This is a genomic window from Aestuariivirga sp. (assembly GCF_037139295.1).
In the GTDB taxonomy this organism is placed as follows: Bacteria; Pseudomonadota; Alphaproteobacteria; order Rhizobiales; family Aestuariivirgaceae; genus Aestuariivirga.
Genome location: NZ_JBAXGR010000031.1, coordinates 23,059 through 41,480 on the forward strand (window position 1 = coordinate 23,059; position 18,422 = coordinate 41,480).

At 63.8% G+C, this 18,422-nt stretch carries 15 protein-coding genes and 1 pseudogene; 10 read left to right on the top strand and 6 right to left on the bottom strand.

Annotation, left to right across the window (positions count from 1 at the left end):
- Positions 1–5: 5 nt before the first annotated feature.
- Together WCJ41_RS10265 and WCJ41_RS10270 are read right to left on the bottom strand one after the other, a co-directional pair.
- Positions 6–1,007 (bottom strand): KpsF/GutQ family sugar-phosphate isomerase, encoded by a 1,002-nt coding sequence (locus WCJ41_RS10265; protein WP_336905763.1) that lies wholly within the window; start codon positions 1,005–1,007, stop codon positions 6–8.
- Positions 1,008–1,189: 182 nt separating this feature from the next.
- Entirely contained in the window at positions 1,190–2,083 is an 894-nt protein-coding gene (locus WCJ41_RS10270) for a UTP--glucose-1-phosphate uridylyltransferase (protein ID WP_336905764.1), read from the bottom strand.
- Positions 2,084–2,185: 102 nt separating this feature from the next.
- Between WCJ41_RS10270 and galE the strand changes: the two genes are divergently transcribed.
- The 3 genes from galE (at position 2,186) to WCJ41_RS10285 (ending at position 5,605) form a co-directional block, all read left to right on the top strand.
- Positions 2,186–3,184, top strand: coding sequence for a UDP-glucose 4-epimerase GalE (gene galE / locus WCJ41_RS10275; RefSeq protein WP_336905765.1), 999 nt, complete (start codon positions 2,186–2,188; stop codon positions 3,182–3,184).
- Positions 3,185–3,275: 91 nt separating this feature from the next.
- Positions 3,276–4,478: a lytic murein transglycosylase gene (locus tag WCJ41_RS10280; RefSeq protein WP_336905766.1), complete on the top strand. Its 1,203-nt coding sequence runs from the start codon at positions 3,276–3,278 to the stop codon at positions 4,476–4,478.
- Entirely contained in the window at positions 4,478–5,605 is a 1,128-nt protein-coding gene (locus tag WCJ41_RS10285; RefSeq protein WP_336905767.1) for a DUF459 domain-containing protein, read from the top strand. Before WCJ41_RS10280 ends, WCJ41_RS10285 begins: the two co-directional genes overlap by 1 nt.
- A 107-nt stretch (positions 5,606–5,712) precedes the next feature.
- Here WCJ41_RS10285 and WCJ41_RS10290 read toward each other — a convergent pair whose 3' ends face one another.
- Together WCJ41_RS10290 and gltB are read right to left on the bottom strand one after the other, a co-directional pair.
- Complete coding sequence (locus tag WCJ41_RS10290; protein ID WP_336905768.1) at positions 5,713–7,131, bottom strand: glutamate synthase subunit beta; 1,419 nt, start codon at positions 7,129–7,131, stop codon at positions 5,713–5,715.
- A 1-nt stretch (position 7,132) separates the two neighbouring features.
- Positions 7,133–11,806 carry a glutamate synthase large subunit gene (gltB, locus tag WCJ41_RS10295; protein ID WP_336905769.1) on the bottom strand — a complete coding sequence of 1,558 codons (4,674 nt, stop codon included), beginning with the start codon at positions 11,804–11,806 and terminating at the stop codon, positions 7,133–7,135.
- A 439-nt stretch (positions 11,807–12,245) separates the two neighbouring features.
- On the opposite strand from gltB, the gene WCJ41_RS10300 reads away from it, so the two are divergent.
- Positions 12,246–12,701 carry a GNAT family N-acetyltransferase gene (locus WCJ41_RS10300; RefSeq protein WP_336905770.1) on the top strand — a complete coding sequence of 152 codons (456 nt, stop codon included), beginning with the start codon at positions 12,246–12,248 and terminating at the stop codon, positions 12,699–12,701.
- Positions 12,702–12,814: 113 nt separating this feature from the next.
- Here the strand turns inward: WCJ41_RS10300 and WCJ41_RS10305 are convergent, their stop codons facing one another.
- Together WCJ41_RS10305 and WCJ41_RS10310 are read right to left on the bottom strand one after the other, a co-directional pair.
- Positions 12,815–13,123 (bottom strand): rhodanese-like domain-containing protein, encoded by a 309-nt coding sequence (locus WCJ41_RS10305; protein WP_336905771.1) that lies wholly within the window; start codon positions 13,121–13,123, stop codon positions 12,815–12,817.
- A gap of 11 nt (positions 13,124–13,134) precedes the next feature.
- Positions 13,135–13,440 carry a metalloregulator ArsR/SmtB family transcription factor gene (locus WCJ41_RS10310; protein ID WP_336905777.1) on the bottom strand — a complete coding sequence of 102 codons (306 nt, stop codon included), beginning with the start codon at positions 13,438–13,440 and terminating at the stop codon, positions 13,135–13,137.
- 88 nt (positions 13,441–13,528) lie between these two features.
- Here WCJ41_RS10310 and WCJ41_RS10315 point away from each other — a divergent pair, with 88 nt between their 5' ends.
- The 6 genes and pseudogenes from WCJ41_RS10315 to WCJ41_RS10340 all read left to right on the top strand — a co-directional run.
- The gene (locus WCJ41_RS10315; RefSeq protein WP_336905778.1) at positions 13,529–14,401 is read left to right on the top strand and encodes an MBL fold metallo-hydrolase; all 873 of its coding nucleotides are present in this window, start codon (positions 13,529–13,531) and stop codon (positions 14,399–14,401) included.
- Positions 14,402–14,793: 392 nt separating this feature from the next.
- A complete protein-coding gene (locus tag WCJ41_RS10320) occupies positions 14,794–15,687 on the top strand; it encodes a DMT family transporter (RefSeq protein WP_336905772.1) in 894 nt (297 codons plus the stop codon).
- Positions 15,688–15,691: 4 nt separating this feature from the next.
- The gene (locus tag WCJ41_RS10325; RefSeq protein ID WP_336905773.1) at positions 15,692–16,129 is read left to right on the top strand and encodes a DoxX family protein; all 438 of its coding nucleotides are present in this window, start codon (positions 15,692–15,694) and stop codon (positions 16,127–16,129) included.
- Positions 16,126–16,839 carry a glutamine amidotransferase gene (locus tag WCJ41_RS10330; RefSeq protein ID WP_336905774.1) on the top strand — a complete coding sequence of 238 codons (714 nt, stop codon included), beginning with the start codon at positions 16,126–16,128 and terminating at the stop codon, positions 16,837–16,839. Before WCJ41_RS10325 ends, WCJ41_RS10330 begins: the two co-directional genes overlap by 4 nt.
- 243 nt (positions 16,840–17,082) lie before the next feature.
- Complete coding sequence (locus WCJ41_RS10335) at positions 17,083–18,090, top strand: ligase-associated DNA damage response exonuclease (protein ID WP_336905775.1); 1,008 nt, start codon at positions 17,083–17,085, stop codon at positions 18,088–18,090.
- Positions 18,087–18,422, top strand: a pseudogene (locus tag WCJ41_RS10340) (ATP-dependent DNA ligase); the annotation flags it as partial. The gene WCJ41_RS10335 and the pseudogene WCJ41_RS10340, both read left to right, overlap by 4 nt.

Here is an 18,422-nt window from a genome sequence, read left to right on the forward strand (position 1 = left end):
GCGTCCTAAACCAACCCGATCCGTAGCAGGTCGTGGATGTGCACAAGCCCCACAGGCTTCTTCTCGGCGTCGATCACGAACAGGCTGGTGATCTTCAGCGAGTTCAGCTGCTCGAGGGCTTCCGATGCCAGTGCATCGGGCTCGATGGTCTTGGGTGCTTTGGTCATCACGGCTCCGGCCGTGCGCTTCAAAAGGTCGGGCGACATGTTGCGGCGCAGGTCGCCGTCGGTGACGATGCCCATCAGCTGGCCATTGCCGTCGAGCACGCCGAAACAGCCGTAGCTTCGCGTCGTCATCACGATCAGCACGTCGGCCATCGGCATCGATTCAGGGCCGAGCGGCAGTTCTTCCTTCGCATGCATGATGTCGCGCACGTGCTTCAGCTGTGCGCCCAGCTTGCCGCCGGGGTGGAACTTGCGGAAGTCATGCGCGCTGAAGCCCTTGTCTTCGAGCAGCGCGATGGCCAGCGCATCGCCCAGCGCCAGCTGCAGCAGGGTCGAGGTCGTCGGCGCGAGGCCATTGGGGCAGGCCTCCTTGGCGCGCGGCAGCGGCAGCACGATGTCGGCTTCCTTGCCGAGCGTCGAGTCCGGCACCGAGGTGATGGCGATCAGCGGCACGGCAAAGCGCTTGGCATAGGTGAGGATGTCGCGCAGTTCCGGCGACTCGCCTGAATTGGATATCATCACGACGACATCGTCGGGCGTGATCATGCCGAGGTCGCCGTGGCTGGCTTCAGCCGGGTGCACGAAGCTGGCGGGCGTGCCGGTGGATGCGAGCGTCGCGCCGATCTTGCGCGCGATGTGGCCGCTTTTCCCCATGCCGGTCATTACCACGCGGCCCTTGGCTTTGCGGATGACCTCGACGGATTGCGCCAGCCCATCGCCCAGTGGCCCCTCAAGGGCGGCAATCAGCTGCTGCATGCCTTCGGTTTCGGTGACGAGCGCCCGCTTGGCAGACTCGCGCCACTGGGCCCCCAGCGGGACGGGATTGAGGTGTCGGTTCGGCATGGTCGGGGTTCTAGACCTTTTGCCGTCGCCCTACAATTCATCATCGCCGGGCGGAATTCGGCGGCGCCTTCCCCTCCAGTCATCTTGCCCGGGCTTGACCCGGGCATCCTTTTCCCCGGCCGCCAAAGAGGATCGTCGAGACAAGCCCGGTGATGATGATGTGTGGGGCAGGAGCGGGCTGGTTACAACCCGCCCTTCTCCGCCAATATCTTCTTCAGCGCCTCGCGGAACCCCGGGGCCACGTCCGGTCGGTCGAGCGCAAAGGCCACGTTGGCGGCGAGGAAGCCCACCTTGTCGCCGCAGTCATAGGTGGTGCCGCGATACTTGAGGCCATGGAAGCGCTCGCGCTGCATGAGCCGGATCATCGCATCGGTCAGCTGGATCTCGCCGCCGGCGCCGGGTTCTTGCCGTTCGATCTCACCGAAGATCTCAGGCTGCAGGATGTAGCGGCCCGAGATGATGAGGTTCGACGGCGCCAGTTCGCGCGTCTTGGGTTTTTCCACCATGCCGGTGATGGTGAAGGCATTGTCCTGCCAGTCCTTCGCACCCACCACGCCATAGCGGCTCACCTGGTCCCAGGGAACCTCCTCCACTGCCACCACGTTGCCGCCGCCGCGAGACTGATAGACGTCGATCATCTGCTTCAGGCAGCCGGGGCTCGCATACATCGCCATGTCGGGCAGGAGCAGCGCAAAGGGCTCGTCCTTGACGATCTGGCGCGCGCACCACACGGCGTGGCCCAGCCCCAGCGGCTCCTGCTGGCGGGTGAAGCTTGCCTGGCCGGCCTTGGGCAGGTCGCGGGCCAGCGCGTCCAGTTCCTTCGTCTTGCCGCGCGCGGCCAGCGTGGCGTCCAGCTCGAAGGCCTTGTCGAAATGATCCTCGATCACTGCCTTGCCGCGCCCGGTCACGAACACGAAGTGCTCGATTCCTGCTTCCCGCGCCTCGTCGACGGCCAGCTGGACCACCGGGCGGTCGACCACGGTCAGCATTTCCTTCGGCATCGCCTTGGTGGCGGGCAGGAAACGGGTGCCGAGCCCCGCGACCGGGAAAACGGCAGTCTTGATCGGACGGACCATGAATAACCTCGTGTTAACCTCGAAAGCCGCCTTGCACCCCAAATAAGGTTTGCTTTGGGCAGTTCCGGAAACTTCGCTACACTCTACCCGCAGGAGATTTCAATGGCCATTCTGGTTACGGGCGGCGCCGGCTACATCGGCAGCCACATGGTTCAGGCGCTGGTGGAGCGGGGCGAGGAGGTCGTCGTCCTTGACAATCTGTCGACCGGCATGTGGTGGGCCATCCCGCCGGAAGCCCGCCTCGTCGAGGGCGACATCGGCGATGAAGCATTGCTCGACCGCGTCATGTCGCAAAGCAAGTTTGACGCCGTGGTGCATTTCGCCGGCTCCATCGTGGTGCCGGATTCGATGAAGGACCCGCTGGGCTACTATCTCAACAACACGGTCAAGTCGCGCATGCTCATGGCCTGCGCCGTGAAGGCCGGCATCCCGCGCTTCATCTTTTCCTCCACGGCCGCCGTCTATGGCGATGTCCCCGCCGAGCCGGTGTTCGAGGACAGGCCGCCAGCACCTGTATCGCCCTATGGCTTCTCCAAGCTCATGACCGAGCAGATGCTGAAGGACTCCGCCTTCGCCTATGGCCTGAAATATGTGGCACTGCGCTATTTCAACGTGGCAGGTGGTGATCCCAGGGGCCGCATCGGCCAGTCGACGCCCAACGCCACGCACCTGATCAAGGTCGCCTGCCAGACCGCGCTCGGGCAGCGCGATCGGCTGGAGGTCTACGGAACGGATTATGACACGCCGGATGGCACCTGCCTGCGCGACTATATCCACGTGAGCGACCTCATCGCGGCCCATGTCGATGCGCTGGAATATCTCCGCAAGGGTGGCGACAGCGGCATCTTCAACTGCGGCTATGGCAAGGGCTACTCCGTGCTGGAGGTCATCAAGGCGGTGGAGCGCGTCAATGGCGCCTCGCTTCCCGTTACATATGGCCCGCGGCGGCCGGGCGATCCGCCGGCCATCGTGGCGGGTGCAAACCGCGTGCGTGAGGTGCTGGGCTGGCAGCCCAAGCATGAAAATCTCGATTTCATTGTCGAAACAGCGCTCAACTGGGAGCGCAAGCTGGCGCAGCGGAACACCACGGGGCAGGGCTGACGCCTGATTGAGGCCGCATTTGGCGGTTGAAACGCTTGCCTGTAGAGTATTGGTGCGTCCGGGCAGGGCGCGCCCGAATCGTGGGGACACAATGGACCGGCGGATTTTCATCTCGCTTCTCGTGCTGGCGCCCTTCCTGGCGCGGCCCGCCCTTGCCGACGACCCTAAATTCGTGGCCTTCATCCAGAACACTATCTGGCCGCGCATGAAGTCGGCGGGCGTTTCGCGCAAGCTGTTCGATGCGGCCTTCGCTGGCATCACTGAACCTGACCCCGTGGTGCTGAAGCTCGCCGACAACCAGCCGGAATTCAACTCCACCACCTCCGCCTATCTCGAAAAAGCGGTAACACCCATCCGCATCGAGACCGGCAAGACCAAGGCGCAGGACGATGCGAAGCTGCTTGATGCCATCGAAGCCAAGTATGGCGTCGACCGCTACGTCGTGCTCGGCATCTGGGGCATGGAGTCGAATTTCGGCAAGCTGAAGGGTTCAATGAGCGTCATGCGCTCGCTGGCGACACTGGCCTATTCCGGCAGCCGCAAGAAATATGCCTATGAGCAGATGGTCTCGGCCTTCAAGATCCTCAAAAGCGGCATCGTGACGCCCGACAATTTCGATGGATCATGGGCTGCCGCCATGGGCCACACGCAGTTCATCCCGTCCTCCTATGTCTCCTATGCAGTCGACTGGAATGCCGATGGTAAGAAGGACATCTGGAACAACTACCAGGATGCGCTCGCTTCCACCGCCAACTATCTCGCCAAGGCCGGCTGGAAGATGGACCGCCCTTGGGGCTGGGAAGTGACGCTGCCCAAGGGCTTCAACATGGCCCTTGTCGGCCGTTCGCACTGGAAGACGGTGGCAGAGTGGGAGAAGCTTGGTCTCAAGCGCGCCGACGGCGCCAAGTTCGGTTCGCCTGGTGCCGATGCCTTCGTCATGGTGCCGCAAGGCGTTTCCGGCCCGCGCTTCCTGGTGACAAGGAACTTCCTCGCCATCATGGACTACAATCTCTCGCATTCCTATGCGCTGGCAGTGGGCCATCTGGGCGATCGTATCCGCGGCAAGGGCGAATTCGTTGCGTCCTGGCCGGACGTCAATTACGACCTCACCTACAAGCAACGCGTCGAGTTGCAGAACCGCCTCAACGCGCTGGGCTTCGAGACCGGTGGCAGAGACGGCCGCTTCGGTGCCCGCACCTATGAGGCGATACTCGCCTACCAGAAGAAGAACGGACTGCCGCTCGACGGCGTGCCTTCGGTCAAGCTCCTGCAGTCGATCCAGAAGAACAGCTGATGAAGTGTGTCGTCGCCATTCTCGCCGCCGTGCTGCTGTGGGCCGTGCCCGCCGTCGCGCAGACGACGGATGCGCCGATCATGGGTTCCTCCGCAACAGATGGCATGGCGCAGCCGCAGCCCTCCGCCGAAAGACCGGCTGCGTCCGATCAGTCACAGCCAACGGATGAACGCCGCATCCTCGAGGTGCTGTCGATTGGCGATGCGCTGGGCGGGGGTCTCGGCGCAGGTCTTTCCCGTGTCACCGAACCTGGCGGCGATTATGACGTGTCGATCCGCTTCAACGAGGAATCAGGCCTCGCGCGCCCGGAGGTCTATGACTGGGCCGCCACCGTGCCGAAGATCCTCGAAGGCAACGCCTATGACGTGATCGTGGTGATGCTCGGCGCCAATGATCGCCAGATGATCCGCGACGGCGAGATGCGCTATGATTTTGGAACGCCGGAATGGGCGGCTGCCTATACGAAGCAGGCAAACCTGCTGCTGGACCAGCTGGCGGCGTCCAAGGCGCGCGTCATCTGGGTGGCGCCGCCCCCTATGCGCGATCCGGACTACGACGCCGCAATGACGTCGATTGCCGCCCTGCAGAAGGACCTTGTCGAGAAGCGCGGCATGACCTTCCTCGACCTCCGCAAGCAGTTCACCAACCCGGACGGCACCTACACGGATTCCACCACCGATGGTGCCGCCAACATCATCAAGCTGCGAGGGCGTGACGGCATCTCCTTCTTCAAGGCCGGCAACAACCTGATGGGCGAGCAGGTGCTCGCCGCCATCAAGGCAGGCGAAGCGCCCGCGGCCGCTGATGTGTCCGAAAGCGCGCCCGGCGAAAAGACCTCGCGGCTCGATGTCCCCGAACTCAACAAGTCCGACTCGGAGGCCAAGCCCGATGCCGTGCCGCTGTTCGGCCAGGCGATAACGGACGGCGGGTCCTATACCGTGCAGCCCGAGGGCGTCACCGCCAACGCCATCCTGCTGGCGGCGGGTGACTTGGGGCCGGAAGCAGCACTCAAGACCCTGCGTGATATCGCCCCCACGGGCAGCGGTGCGGAGCGCCTGTTCAAGCTCGGCAATCCGGAGACCGCGCCCGCCGGCAGGCCCGATGATTTCGCGGCGCCAGCGCCTTAACCAGACGCATCATGCCCGGGCCTGACCCGGGCATCCTTTCCACTGCCACAAAAAAAGGATCGCCGGGTCAAGCCCGGCGATGATGGTCGTCAGTCATATGTGCCGCCTCAGCGCGGCAGGGTGGTCGATCCCATCAGGTATTCGTCCACCGCGCGCGCCGCCTGGCGGCCCTCGCGGATGGCCCAGACGACGAGCGACTGGCCGCGGCGCATGTCGCCTGCCGAGAACACCTTCGGCACCGAGGTCTTGTAGTTCATCACATTGGCTTCGACATTGCCGCGCGCGTCGATCTTGACGTCTAGCGACTTCAGCAGTCCGTCTTGCACGGGCGAGATGAAGCCCATGGCCAGCAGCACGAGGTCGGCCTTCAGCTCGAATTCCGAGCCTGGAATTTCCTTCATCGCGCCATCGACGCGCACGCAGTTGAGCTTCTTCACCTGGCCATTCTCGCCCGAGAACGACTTGGTGAGAACCGAGAACTCGCGGTCGGCCCCTTCCATGTGGGAGGACGAGGTGCGCAGCTTCAGCGGCCAGTTCGGCCAGGTGAGCAGCTTGTCCTCCTTCTCCGCCGGCTTCGGCATGACTTCGAGCTGCTCGACCGACAGCGCTCCCTGCCGGATCGACGTTCCGATGCAGTCCGAGCCCGTGTCACCGCCACCGATGACCACGACGTGCTTTCCTTCCGCCGTGATAGGGCGGTTGTCGAGCGGGGCTTCCTTGCCCACGCGGCGGTTCTGCTGCGGCAGGAACTCCATGGCGAAGTGAACGCCGCCAAGCTCGCGCCCCGGCACGGCCAGGTCGCGCGGCTTCTCGGATCCACCCGAGAGCACCACCGCGTCGAAGCTGTCAATCAGCTGTTGTGCATCCTGCGTGACGCCGATGTGTGCGCCATAATGGAAGGTGACGCCCTCCGCTTCCAGCTGCGTGACGCGGCGGTCGATGAGGTGCTTCTCCATCTTGAAGTCAGGAATGCCGTAGCGAAGAAGACCGCCAGCCCTCGCGTTCTTCTCGAACACATGAACATTGTGGCCCGCACGCGCCAGCTGCTGTGCGGCGGCAAGGCCTGCGGGGCCGGAGCCAATCACGGCCACCTTCTTGCCGGTCTTGTCGCGGTAGGATTCGGGCTTGATCCAGCCGCTCTCCCAGGCGCGGTCGACGATGGCGCATTCGATGGTCTTGATGGTGACCGGGGTATCCTCGATGTTCAGCGTGCAGGACGCCTCGCAAGGGGCGGGGCAAACGCGGCCGGTGAATTCGGGGAAGTTGTTGGTCGAGTGCAGGTTGCGCGAGGCCTCTTCCCAGTTGCCCAAATAGACGAGGTCATTCCAGTCGGGGATCTGGTTGTTCACCGGGCAGCCGCTGTGACAGAACGGAATGCCACAGTTCATGCAGCGCGCCGCCTGGTTCTTCACTGCTTCCGCCGACAGCGGAATGACGAACTCGTTGTAGTTCCGCACCCGGTCGGCGGCTGGCGTGTACTTGCGGTCCTGCCGCTCGATCTCGAGGAAACCCGTAATCTTTCCCATCTTATGCGCTCCTCTTCACGCCGATCGTCATGCCGTCGCTGGTCTTCTGTGCCGTTTCGAGTTCCTTCAGGGCGCGGGCATATTCGACCGGCATCACCTTCACGAACTTCGGCAGGAAGTCCGCCCAGTTGTCGAGAATGTCCTTGGCGCGTGAGGAGTTCGTATACTTCATGTGGCGGCTCAGCAGTTCGCGCACCCGCTCGGCATCATGCCGGTCCATGTGCGAGGTCACGTCGACGAGGCCATGGCTGATCAGGTCTCCGCTCGCATGCAGCAGCTTCTCGGTGGTCTTCTCCTCTGCCGGAACCGGCTGCAGGTCGACCATGGAGAGATTGCAGCGCTTGGCGAAGTCGCCCGCCTCGTCGAGCACATAGGCGACACCGCCTGACATGCCCGCCGCGAAGTTGCGGCCGGTCTCGCCGATCACGAGGACAACGCCGCCTGTCATGTATTCGCAGCCGTGGTCGCCCACGCCCTCGACGACGGCAACAGCACCGGAGTTGCGCACCGCGAAGCGTTCGCCCGCAACACCGCGCAAGTAGCACTCGCCAGTGATCGCGCCATAGAGCACCGTGTTGCCGACGATGATGGACTTCTCGGGCACGAAGCCGATCTTGTCCTGCGGACGCACGATCAGCTTGCCGCCCGACAGGCCTTTGCCGACATAGTCGTTGCCTTCACCCGTCAGTTCCAGCGTCACGCCGCGGGCCGCCCATGCGCCGAAGCTCTGGCCCGCGATGCCGTTGAACTTTACCGTGATGGTGTCCTCCGGCAACCCGGCATGACCATAGCGCCGGGCGACTTCGCCTGACAGCATGGCGCCCGCCGTGCGATCATAGTTGTGGATCTCGGAATTGAGCACCACCGGCGTGCCGCTCTCAAGGGCGGGCTTTGCTTCCGCGATCAGCCTGCGGTCGAGGATCTTGTCGATGCCATGGTCCTGCGCGCTCACCTTCTTGGTGGCAACAGGGGCCACGACGTCGGGCCTCGCGAAGATCTTCGCGAAGTCGAGGCCGCGCGCCTTCCAGTGGGCAATCGCCGTGGCCTGGTCGAGCCAAGATGTTTCGCCGACGAGATCGTTGAAGCTCTTCACGCCCATCGCCGCCATCAGCTCGCGCAGCTCTTCGGCCACGAAGAAGAAGTAGTTGATGACGTGCTCCGGCTGGCCCTTGAAGCGCTTCCTGAGCTCCGGGTCCTGTGTCGCCACGCCCACGGGGCAGGTGTTGAGGTGGCACTTCCGCATCATGATGCAGCCCGCCGCGATCAGCGGTGCCGTGGCGAAGCCGAACTCGTCGGCACCGAGCAGTGCAGCGATCAGCACGTCGCGGCCGGTGCGGATGCCGCCATCGGCCTGCACCGCAATGCGGCCGCGCAGGTCGTTGGCCACCAGCGTCTGCTGGGTTTCGGCCAAGCCAATCTCCCACGGCAGGCCCGCATGCTTGATGGATGTGAGCGGCGAAGCGCCTGTGCCGCCCTCATAGCCCGAGATCGTCACATGGTCGGCATGCGCCTTGGAAACGCCGGCCGCCACCGTGCCCACGCCCACTTCGGACACGAGCTTGACGGAAACCTGCCCCGCCGGGTTCACGTTCTTGAGGTCGAAGATCAGCTGCGCCAGGTCTTCGATCGAATAGATGTCATGGTGCGGCGGTGGCGAGATGAGGCCGACGCCCGGCGTTGAGTGGCGCACCTTGGCGATGGTGGCATCCACCTTGTGGCCCGGCAACTGGCCGCCCTCACCGGGCTTCGCACCCTGCGCCATCTTGATCTGCATCATGTCAGAGTTGACGAGATATTCCGTCGTCACGCCGAAGCGGCCCGACGCCACCTGCTTGATCGCCGAGCGCATGGAGTCGCCATTGGCCATCGGCGTGTAACGGTCTGACTCCTCGCCACCTTCGCCGGTGTTGGACTTGCCGCCGATGCGGTTCATGGCAATGGCGAGCGTGGTATGTGCCTCGCGGCTAATCGAGCCATAGGACATCGCACCCGTCGAGAAGCGCTTGACGATGCTCGCGGCGGTTTCGACCTCCGCGATGTCGATCGCCTTGCGGCCCATCTCCTCGGCCGTGCGGATGCGGAACAGCCCGCGCATGGTCTTCAGCCGCTCGGACTGCTCGTTCACCGCCTTGGCGAAGGCGACGTACTTGTCCTTGGCATTGCCGCGCACTGCGTGCTGCAGGTTGGAGATGGTGTCGGAGTTCCACACATGCGCCTCGCCGCGAATGCGCTGTGCATAATCGCCACCGACGTCGAGGGCCGCGCGGAACACCGGATTTTCGCCAAAGGCGTTCTCGTGGCGGCGGAAGGCTTCCTCCGCAATCTCGAGAAGGCCCACGCCCTCGATCTGCGTTGCCGTGCCGGTGAAATACTTGGCTACGAAATCGGTGGAGAGGCCGACCGCATCGAAGATCTGGGCACCGCAATAGGACTGGTAAGTCGAGATGCCCATCTTGGACATGACCTTCAGGATGCCCTTGTCGACAGCCTTGATGTAGCGCTTCAGCGCTTCATAGGCCGTGATCTTTTCCTCGAGCGTGGGGAGCATGTGCTCCAGCGTCTCGAAGGCGAGATAGGGGTTGATGGCTTCTGCGCCGTAGCCCGCAAGCGCGCAGAACTGGTGCACCTCGCGCGCTTCGCCCGTCTCGACCACGAGGCCAACCTGCGTGCGCAGTCCCTTGCGGATCAAATGGTGATGCGTGGCAGAGGTCGCCAGCAACGCGGGGATCGGCACGCGCTCGGCCGACACCGCGCGGTCCGACAGGATGATGATGTTGTAGCCATCCTTCACCGCCCGCTCGGCAAGAGCGCAGACGGAATCAAGCGCCGCTTCCATGTAGTTGTGGCCATTGGCCACGTCATAGGTGATGTCGATGGTGGCGGTGCGGAACGGGTTGTCGGCCACCGCACCAATGGTGCGAATGCGCTCGAGGTCCTCGTTGGTGAGGATCGGCTGGGCCACCTCGAGGCGCATGTGCGTCGAGGTGCCCTTGAGATCGAGCAGATTCGGTCTCGGCCCGATGAAGGAGACGAGCGACATCACCAACTCCTCGCGGATTGGGTCGATGGGCGGGTTCGTCACCTGCGCGAAGTTCTGCTTGAAATAGGTGTCAAGCGTCTTGGGCCGGTCGGAAAGCGCCGAGATCGGCGCGTCATTGCCCATGGAGCCCACGGCCTCCTGTCCCGTCTGGGCCATGGGCGCCATCAGGACCTTGAGGTCTTCCTGCGTGTAGCCAAATGCCTGCTGGCGATCGAGCAGCGGCACGGTGGAATGTGCGCGGCGCGTCTTGGAGGCGGGCAGGTCCTTCAGCACGATCTGCGTGCGCTTCAGCCACTCCTTGTAGGGATGTGCGGTGGAGAGCTGCTTCTTCAGTTCTTCGTCGGCGATGATGCGCTTCTGCTCGAGGTCGATGAGCAGCATCTTGCCCGGCTGCAGGCGCCACTTGTGGGTGATGTGCTCTTCGGCGAACTGCAGGCAGCCCATTTCCGAGGCGAGCAGGATGTGCCCGTCATCGCTCGTCATGTAGCGGGACGGGCGCAGGCCGTTGCGGTCCAGCGTGGCGCCGATCATCTTGCCGTCGGTGAACACCATTGCGGCGGGGCCGTCCCACGGCTCCATCAGGGCAGCGTGATATTCGTAGAAGGCGCGGCGGTCCTCGTCCATCAACGGATTGCCCGCCCAGGCCTCGGGGATCAGCATCATCATGGCATGGGGCAGCGAATAGCCGCCCATGGTCAGGAATTCGAGCGCGTTGTCGAAGCACGCGGTGTCTGACTGGCCCTCATAGGAGATCGGCCACAGCTTCGAGAGGTCCTCGCCCAAAATGTCGGAACGCATGTTGGCCTGGCGCGCGGCCATCCAGTTGTAATTGCCGCGCACCGTGTTGATTTCGCCGTTGTGGCAGACGAAGCGATAGGGGTGTGCCAGCGGCCAGCTGGGGAAGGTGTTGGTCGAGAAGCGCTGGTGCACCATGGCGAAAGCGCTTTCGAGGTGCTCGTCCTCGAGGTCACGATAGTAAGCGCCCAGGTCCTTGCCGAGCACCAGGCCCTTGTAGACCAGCGTGCGTGCGCTCACGGACACCGGGTAATAGGTGCGGGCCTTGCCACCCAGCACTTCCAGCACGCGGTTGGACACGACCTTGCGGCAGACGAAGAGCTTGCGCTCGAAATGCGCCTCGTCGCGGATCGTGGGGCCGCGGCCGATGAACAGCTGGCGGTGGAAGGGCTCGGTGCCCTTCACCGAATAACCGAGCACGGTGGAATCAACCGGCACGTCGCGCCAGCCCAGAACCTTCAGGCCCTCTTCGCGCGTCGTTTCCCACCAGATGCGTTCGACGTCCTGGCGGTACAGGGGCTCGCGCGGCATGAACAGCTGGGCCACGCCATAATGGCCTGCAGCGGGAAGCTCGAAGCCCAAGCGCTTGGCCTCCTCGGCGAAGAAGCCATGCGGGATCTGCAGCAGCAGGCCCGCACCGTCGCCCGCCTTGGGGTCGGAACCCACGGCACCGCGATGCTCGAGGTTCTTGAGGATGGACAGGCCATCAGCCACCATGCGGTGGCTTTTCACATTCTGGATATTGGCAATGAGGCCGATGCCGCAGGCATCATGCTCGTTGCGCGGGTCATAAAGACCGTGCGCCTCCGGAAGACCTTCTGGCCGGTATTGAATGTTCATGGCCAACTCTCCTTGCCTCGTCCTCATCCCATCCTCCCGCCGGGGCCGTCCTGGGCCCGGTGGGTCTTCCTCGTATCTTGCGCAGGTGTCGATCTCTTGAGGGTGGTGCCTTCGGGTGGCGCCGGACCCGTCAGGGCGATCAAACTCCTGGGCATTTTCGCCCTGAGCGCTCGCCCTCAGTTGCTTTTGCGGAGCGTAGCGCGGGGCAGCCGAGAGGCATCGCCGGCCGGTTTGGCCGTCGTTTTCAGGGTCTTGGTGGTCGTATTCCGGATCATCCGGGGTCCACTTACCTTGAGAATGCCACGAAAGGACAGTGTCGCTGTCCTATCTCTGTATGACAGAATGAGGGGCGTAGCGCAAGATAGGAATCAGGCAGCCCCAAAATCAGCAATAAAATTTCGTGGGCGCGACGTTACCATCCTGCCCAGAGGAGCAAAAAATGCAAATCTCAAGAGGCAACCTGACCGACGACCGCATCCTCCGGTTGCTGCGTTACCACTTCGACAAGTGCCACGAGGTGACGCCGCCGGGCAGCGCCCATGTCTTCGACGTGTCCCGGCTGGCCGCACCCGAGATTGACTTCTGGGCCGCCTGGGACGGTGAAACCCTGCTCGGCGTTGGCGCCATGAAGCCGCTGGATCAAACCCACGGTGAAGTAAAATCCATGCACACCTCGGAGGCTGCCCGACGCCGCGGCGTCGGCAGCGCCCTGCTGACGCACATCGTCGAGACATCACGAGCGAGGGGCCTCACACGCCTCAGCCTCGAGACGGGTTCCTTCGGTTATTTCGAACCCGCAGTAGCGCTCTACAAGGCGCACGGCTTCGAGGAGTGTCTGCCGTTCGGCGATTACAAGCTTGATCCGAACAGCGTGTTCCTGACGCGCGCGATCTAGCCAACTCTCCAACTCATCATGCCCGGGCTTGACCCGGGCATCCTCATCTCCGCCACCAAAAGAGATCGCCGGGTCACGCCCGGCGATGATGACTTCAAGAGATGCGGTCGAGCCTACCCGCGCTTCACCGGAAACCCCGCCGCCTTCCATGCCTCGATGCCGCCATCGAGGATGTAAACTTCGGCATCGGTGCAGTGGGCCAGTGCTGTGGCACTCATCCGCGTGCGGGCACCCGACTTGCAGTGGAACACCACGGCCGGCACGCCCGTGATCTCCGCGCCGGCAATGCGTGACAAGGGCTCATTGCGCGCGCCGGGAATGTTCTCGTCGTCATATTCATGGTCCTCGCGGACATCGATGAGCAGTGCGCCCTGGTCCACGAGTTTCTTGGCTTCCGCCGCGTTGATGTGCTTGAGCGCCATCGTGAAATTCCTCAGCAAAAAGTGTTCTTGAGCGTGGTGAGAATATCTTTCACCCGCGGGTCGGCGACGCGGTAGAAGATCTGCTGCGCGTCGCGCCGGGTGTCGACGATCTTTTCCTCGCGCATGCGGGCCAAGTGCTGCGACAGGGCGGATTGCGAAAGTCCGACATGCTCGATCAGCGCGTTGACGCTCATCTCGCCATGTTCCAGCAGCTTGCACAGGATCATCAGGCGCTTCTCGTTGCTGAGCGCCTTCATCATCTGTGCCGCCTCGGTGGCCTTTTCCTCGAAGCCCGCGAGCGAGCGGTCGAGCATCATCGTGCCCATCGGCACCTCCATTTCGATGCTTGATAAGTTAGAATTCTCTAATATACTGTCAAGCGAATTCGTGACCGAGGAGCGGCCGATCGTGAGCAAGCCCATCATCCAAGCCTTCTTCGACGAGCCGACCAACACCGTCAGCTATCTCGTCGGCGATCCCGAGACGAAGGATGCCGCCGTGGTCGATCCGGTGCTCGACTACGACCACAAGTCCGGCAAGGCCAACGTCACCTCGGCCGATGCCATCCTCGCCAAGGCGAAGGACCTGGGCCTCACCATCAAGCTTGTGCTCGAAACCCATGTCCACGCCGACCATCTTTCGGGCGCCCCCTACGTCAAGCTCAGGACCGGTGCCAAGGTGGCCATCGGCGAGCACATCAAGGACGTGCAGAAGATCTTCCGCCCGGTGTTCAATGCAATCGACGTCTCCGGCGAAGGCTCCGAGTTCGACATGCTGTTCAAGGACGGCGACCGCTTCCAGATCGGCAACCTCACCGGCGAAGTGCTGGCCACGCCGGGCCATACCCCTGCCTGCGTCTCCTTCAAGATCGGCGATGCCGTGTTCGTCGGCGACACCATGTTCATGCCCGACTACGGCACGGCGCGCGCCGACTTCCCCGGCGGCGACGCCCGCATCCTCTACCGCTCCATCCGCCGCCTCATGGCGCTGCCGCCCGAGACCCGCCTCTTCATGTGCCACGACTACCTGCCCAAGGATGGCCGCAAGCACTATGCCTGGGAGACGACGGTGGCCGAGGAGAAGGCCCGCAACGTCCACGTTCACGAGGGCGTCTCGGAAGACGACTTCGTCAAGATGCGCACCACGCGTGACGCCACGCTCTCCGCTCCCACGCTTCTCCTGCCGTCCATCCAGGTCAACATGCGCGCCGGCAAGCTTCCCCCGGCGGAGGCCAACGGCGTGCATTATCTGAAGGTGCCGATCACACTGCCGAACTAGCCGCCGCTCCCCAGCTCTCCCGCTCCAATCATCATCGCCGGGCTTGTCTCGACGATCCTCTCTGGTGCCCGCCAAAGAAGCTGCCCGGGTCAAGCCTGCGCATGATGAAATCGTGAGACCCAATTTCGGAGTATGCCCCTTTCTAGCACATCGAGCGCGCGCTGTCAAGGACTAAAATCTTATTTTAGGTGAGATGGGCATCCCCAGGCTCATCATCGCCGGGCCTGACCCTGCGATCCTTCGCCGTGGTCGCGAAGCGGATGCCCGCGTCACGCCCGGGCATGATGACGGAGGGGGGGGCGAACGCATGGCGCCCAGCCAACGACACCCCTTCGCCCGCTCCCGAATTGCTTTATCCTCTGCCGAATCACGTTTCACCCCGTCCGGACTGAATGGCCCTTTCCCAGAACCTTCGCGGCATCGCCGCCATCCTCGTGGCCACCGGCAGTTTCGTCGCCAACGACACTTGCATGAAGCTGGCGCTGGAGGATGCGCCCCCCTTCCAGGTGCTGGTCATGCGCGGCATCGCGGCCATCATCTGGTGCCTGCCGTTGATCTTCGCGCTGGGCCTCATCCGTGAACTGCCCAAGGCCTTCCACCCCTGGGTGCTGCTGCGCTCAGGCTGCGAGCTTCTCGCCATCCTCGCCTTCATCACGGCGCTGGCCAACATGCCGATCGCCGATGTCACCGCCATCGCCCAGATCTCGCCCCTGATCGTGCTGCTCGGCATGTGGGTGTTCTTTGGCGAGAAGGTGGGCGGCCTCCGCCTCTTCCTCGTCGGCCTCGGCATCACCGGTGCGCTTATGGTGGCGCAGCCTGGCGGCGTGGCCTCCTCGCCCTTCGCCATCTTTGGCTTCCTCACAGCGGTGGGTGCTGCCTTCCGTGACATCCTCTCGCGCAAGGTGCCGGCCCGCACGCCGGCACTCGCCGTCACCTTCTCCACGCTGTTCATCGTCATGGTGGGCGCACTCATCATGTCGTTTCTGTTCGAAACACAGGTATCCCCCACCTTCCGCCACGGCTGGCTGATGTTCATCGCGGGTTTCTTCCTGATGTGCGGCCACTCCTTCATCTACATGGCCTATCGCATGTCGCCCGCCCGCGTGGTGGCGCCCTTCAACTATGCCTTCATGATCTGGGCCGGCATTTCGGGCGTGCTGGTCTTCGGCCAGATCCCCAATGCGCTGGCCATCGCCGGCATGGCGCTTATCATGGCGGCCGGCCTTGCCATCGTCTTCCTCGAGGGCCGCAGCCGGCAGGCCACACCCGCCGTGGCGGAGGTCTAGCGTGATGCGCCTGTTCGACCCGCTCATCCGCCTGCTCGAGCGCATTCCCTATTCCTTCATCGCGCTGCTGGCGCGCCTCTCGGTGGCATGGCTGATCTGGGAAGCGGGCCGCGCCCGCGTCTCCGGAAGCTGGAACATCATCGAGCCGCGCTCCGCCACGATGACCATGTATCTCGGCGGCTGGAACATTCGCTGGATTCCCTATGAGGCAGCGGCGATCGCCACGCAGCTGGCGGAGTTCGCGCTGCCCATCCTGCTCGCCGTCGGGCTGGCAAGCCGCTTTGTGGCGCTGGGGCTTCTCGTGCTGCTCATCGTCTTCGAAATCTTCGTGCATGCCGGCCCCTATGCGCTCCACGGCGCCTGGGCGGCACTGCTGCTGCTGATCATCAAGGCCGGGCCGGGAAGCTTCTCGCTCGACCACATGCTGGGGCGGCGCGGATGAGCGAGGCGCGCGACATTCTCATCGTCCTTCACTCGGAAAGCTCCACCCCGGGCCGCATCGGCCACATGCTGCAGGACAAGGGCTATCGCCTCGACATTCGCCGCCACTGCCTCGGTGACCCGCTGCCGCAAACGCTGGCGCATCATGCCGGTGCCGTCATCTTCGGTGGCCCGATGAGCGCCAATGATCCTGACGCCTGGATTGCCCGCGAGATCGACTGGATCGGCGTGCCGTTGAAGGAGGAGAAGCCCTTCCTTGGCGTCTGCCTCGGCGCGCAGATGCTCTCGAAGCATTTGGGTGGCACCGTCGGGCCCCATGCCGATGGCCTTGTCGAGATCGGCTACTATCCGCTCCGGCCCACGGTAGAGGGCAGCGACCATGGCCCCTGGCCGCCCCATGTCTATCACTGGCACCGCGAAGGCCTCACGCTGCCGAAGGACGCGGTGCGATTGGCCACGGGCGACACCTTCGAGAACCAGGCCTTCCGCTATCGGGCGCAGGCCTATGGCATCCAGTTCCACCCGGAGGTCACGCGCCTCACCATGCACCGGTGGGGTGTCACCGGGGCGCACCGCTTCGTGCTTCCCAATGCGCAGAATTCAGCCGCCCATCTCGAAGGCAACCTGCTGCATGATGCGCCCGTCAAGGACTGGCTTTCGCGTTTCCTCGACCGCTGGTTGGGTTCTTCAAGCCTGCCTGTGCCGCGCTGAGACGGCAACCCCTTGGGCGTTAAGCCTTTCTTCGCACCCTCTAAACCGTTTGGAAACCGCAACACCCCATGATGCATCCATGGCCACGGCGACATTTGCAGTCCCAGTGCCACGGCGATCCGGGATCATGTACTGCGTACCCGGTGCCTCTGTTTGGGCGGGGAGCCCCAATTCGGGCTCCCCGCACCCATTTCCGCCATCCCCATTGCGAAACATCCTCCCGCGCATGACATTGGGCGGGTCATGGCATTTTCCCCTCCCTTCGAAAGCTGGCTGATGCCCGGTCCTTCCGGGCTTCATTGCGTACCCGGCGATTTTTTCATCGATCCCTCGGGGCCGGTGCCGCGCGCTGTCATCACGCATGGCCATTCGGACCACGCGCGCGCCGGTCACGGCGCGGTGCTGGCCACGGCGGATACACTCGCCATCATGCGCCTGCGCCTTGGCGCGTTGGGGCAGGCGCAGGCACTTGGCTATGGCGAAGCATTGAAGGTGAAGGACGTCACGGTCACGCTCGTGCCTGCCGGGCACATTCTCGGCTCTGCCCAGGTGGTGATCGACTACAACGGCCAGCGCGCCGTGATTTCGGGCGATTACAAGCGCCATGCGGACCCGACCTGCGAGCCCTTCGAACTCGTGCCCTGCGATCTCTTCGTGACGGAGGCCACTTTCGGCCTTCCCGTCTATCGCCATGAGCCCGACATGGCGGAAGTCCAAAAGCTTCTCGCCTCACTCAGGGACTTTCCCGAGCGCACCCACCAGATCGGCGTCTATGGCCTCGGCAAGTGCCAGCGCCTCATCAAGCTCATTCGTCAGGCAGGCTATGAGCGGCCCATCTGGCTGCACGGTGCACTGCGCGCGATGTCGGATTACTACGTGTCGCGCGGCATTGACCTCGGCGAGGTTCCCAATGCCATGGAAGCACCCGGCAAGCTTGCGGGTGAGATCGTGCTGTCACCACCCTCCGCCCTAGGCGACCGCTGGTCGCGCCGCTTTGCCGATCCGCTTGCGGGGTTCGCCTCGGGCTGGATGCGCATCCGTGGGCGCGTGCGCCAGCGCGGCGTCGAGCTGCCACTTATCATATCGGATCATTGCGATTGGCCGGAGCTCATCCGCACCGTCACCGAGACGGGTGCGCGCGAAGTCTGGGTGACCCATGGCCGCGAGGAGGCGCTGGTCCACGAACTTGGCAAGCGTCAGATCACGGCGCGCGCACTGCGCCTCGTGGGCCGCGAGGACGATGCCGAATGAAGGCCTTCTCGCAGCTCCTCGACCGCCTCACCTACACGCCGGCGCGCAACGCCAAGCTCATGCTGATGCGCAATTACTTTCTGGCAACGCCCGATCCCGATCGCGGATTTGCGCTGGCTGCACTGACTGACGGCCTGCCCATCGCATTCCCGTTGCGCCGCGTTCTCTCGGAAATCGGCGAGAGTCGCTTCGACCCGGAACTCTTCCGCATGTCGCGCGACGACCTGGGCGACACGGCGGAGACGGTGGCCCTCATCTGGCCTGTCGCGCAGGCCGAGGGCGATGCGCCGCGCCTCTGCGACATTGTCGCGGATCTGTCGAGGGCGGGCAGG

Excerpts from the sequence above, each read along its gene's own strand:
- WCJ41_RS10265 (WP_336905763.1), bottom strand. The coding sequence starts at position 1,007 with ATGCCGAACCGACACCTCAATCCCGTCCCGCTGGGGGCCCAGTGGCGC.
- WCJ41_RS10270 (WP_336905764.1), bottom strand. The coding sequence starts at position 2,083 with ATGGTCCGTCCGATCAAGACTGCCGTTTTCCCGGTCGCGGGGCTCGGC.
- galE (WP_336905765.1), top strand. The coding sequence starts at position 2,186 with ATGGCCATTCTGGTTACGGGCGGCGCCGGCTACATCGGCAGCCACATG.
- WCJ41_RS10280 (WP_336905766.1), top strand. The coding sequence starts at position 3,276 with ATGGACCGGCGGATTTTCATCTCGCTTCTCGTGCTGGCGCCCTTCCTG.
- WCJ41_RS10285 (WP_336905767.1), top strand. The coding sequence starts at position 4,478 with ATGAAGTGTGTCGTCGCCATTCTCGCCGCCGTGCTGCTGTGGGCCGTG.
- WCJ41_RS10290 (WP_336905768.1), bottom strand. The coding sequence starts at position 7,131 with ATGGGAAAGATTACGGGTTTCCTCGAGATCGAGCGGCAGGACCGCAAG.
- gltB (WP_336905769.1), bottom strand. The coding sequence starts at position 11,806 with ATGAACATTCAATACCGGCCAGAAGGTCTTCCGGAGGCGCACGGTCTT.
- WCJ41_RS10300 (WP_336905770.1), top strand. The coding sequence starts at position 12,246 with ATGCAAATCTCAAGAGGCAACCTGACCGACGACCGCATCCTCCGGTTG.
- WCJ41_RS10305 (WP_336905771.1), bottom strand. The coding sequence starts at position 13,123 with ATGGCGCTCAAGCACATCAACGCGGCGGAAGCCAAGAAACTCGTGGAC.
- WCJ41_RS10310 (WP_336905777.1), bottom strand. The coding sequence starts at position 13,440 with ATGATGCTCGACCGCTCGCTCGCGGGCTTCGAGGAAAAGGCCACCGAG.
- WCJ41_RS10320 (WP_336905772.1), top strand. The coding sequence starts at position 14,794 with ATGGCCCTTTCCCAGAACCTTCGCGGCATCGCCGCCATCCTCGTGGCC.
- WCJ41_RS10325 (WP_336905773.1), top strand. The coding sequence starts at position 15,692 with ATGCGCCTGTTCGACCCGCTCATCCGCCTGCTCGAGCGCATTCCCTAT.
- WCJ41_RS10330 (WP_336905774.1), top strand. The coding sequence starts at position 16,126 with ATGAGCGAGGCGCGCGACATTCTCATCGTCCTTCACTCGGAAAGCTCC.
- WCJ41_RS10335 (WP_336905775.1), top strand. The coding sequence starts at position 17,083 with ATGGCATTTTCCCCTCCCTTCGAAAGCTGGCTGATGCCCGGTCCTTCC.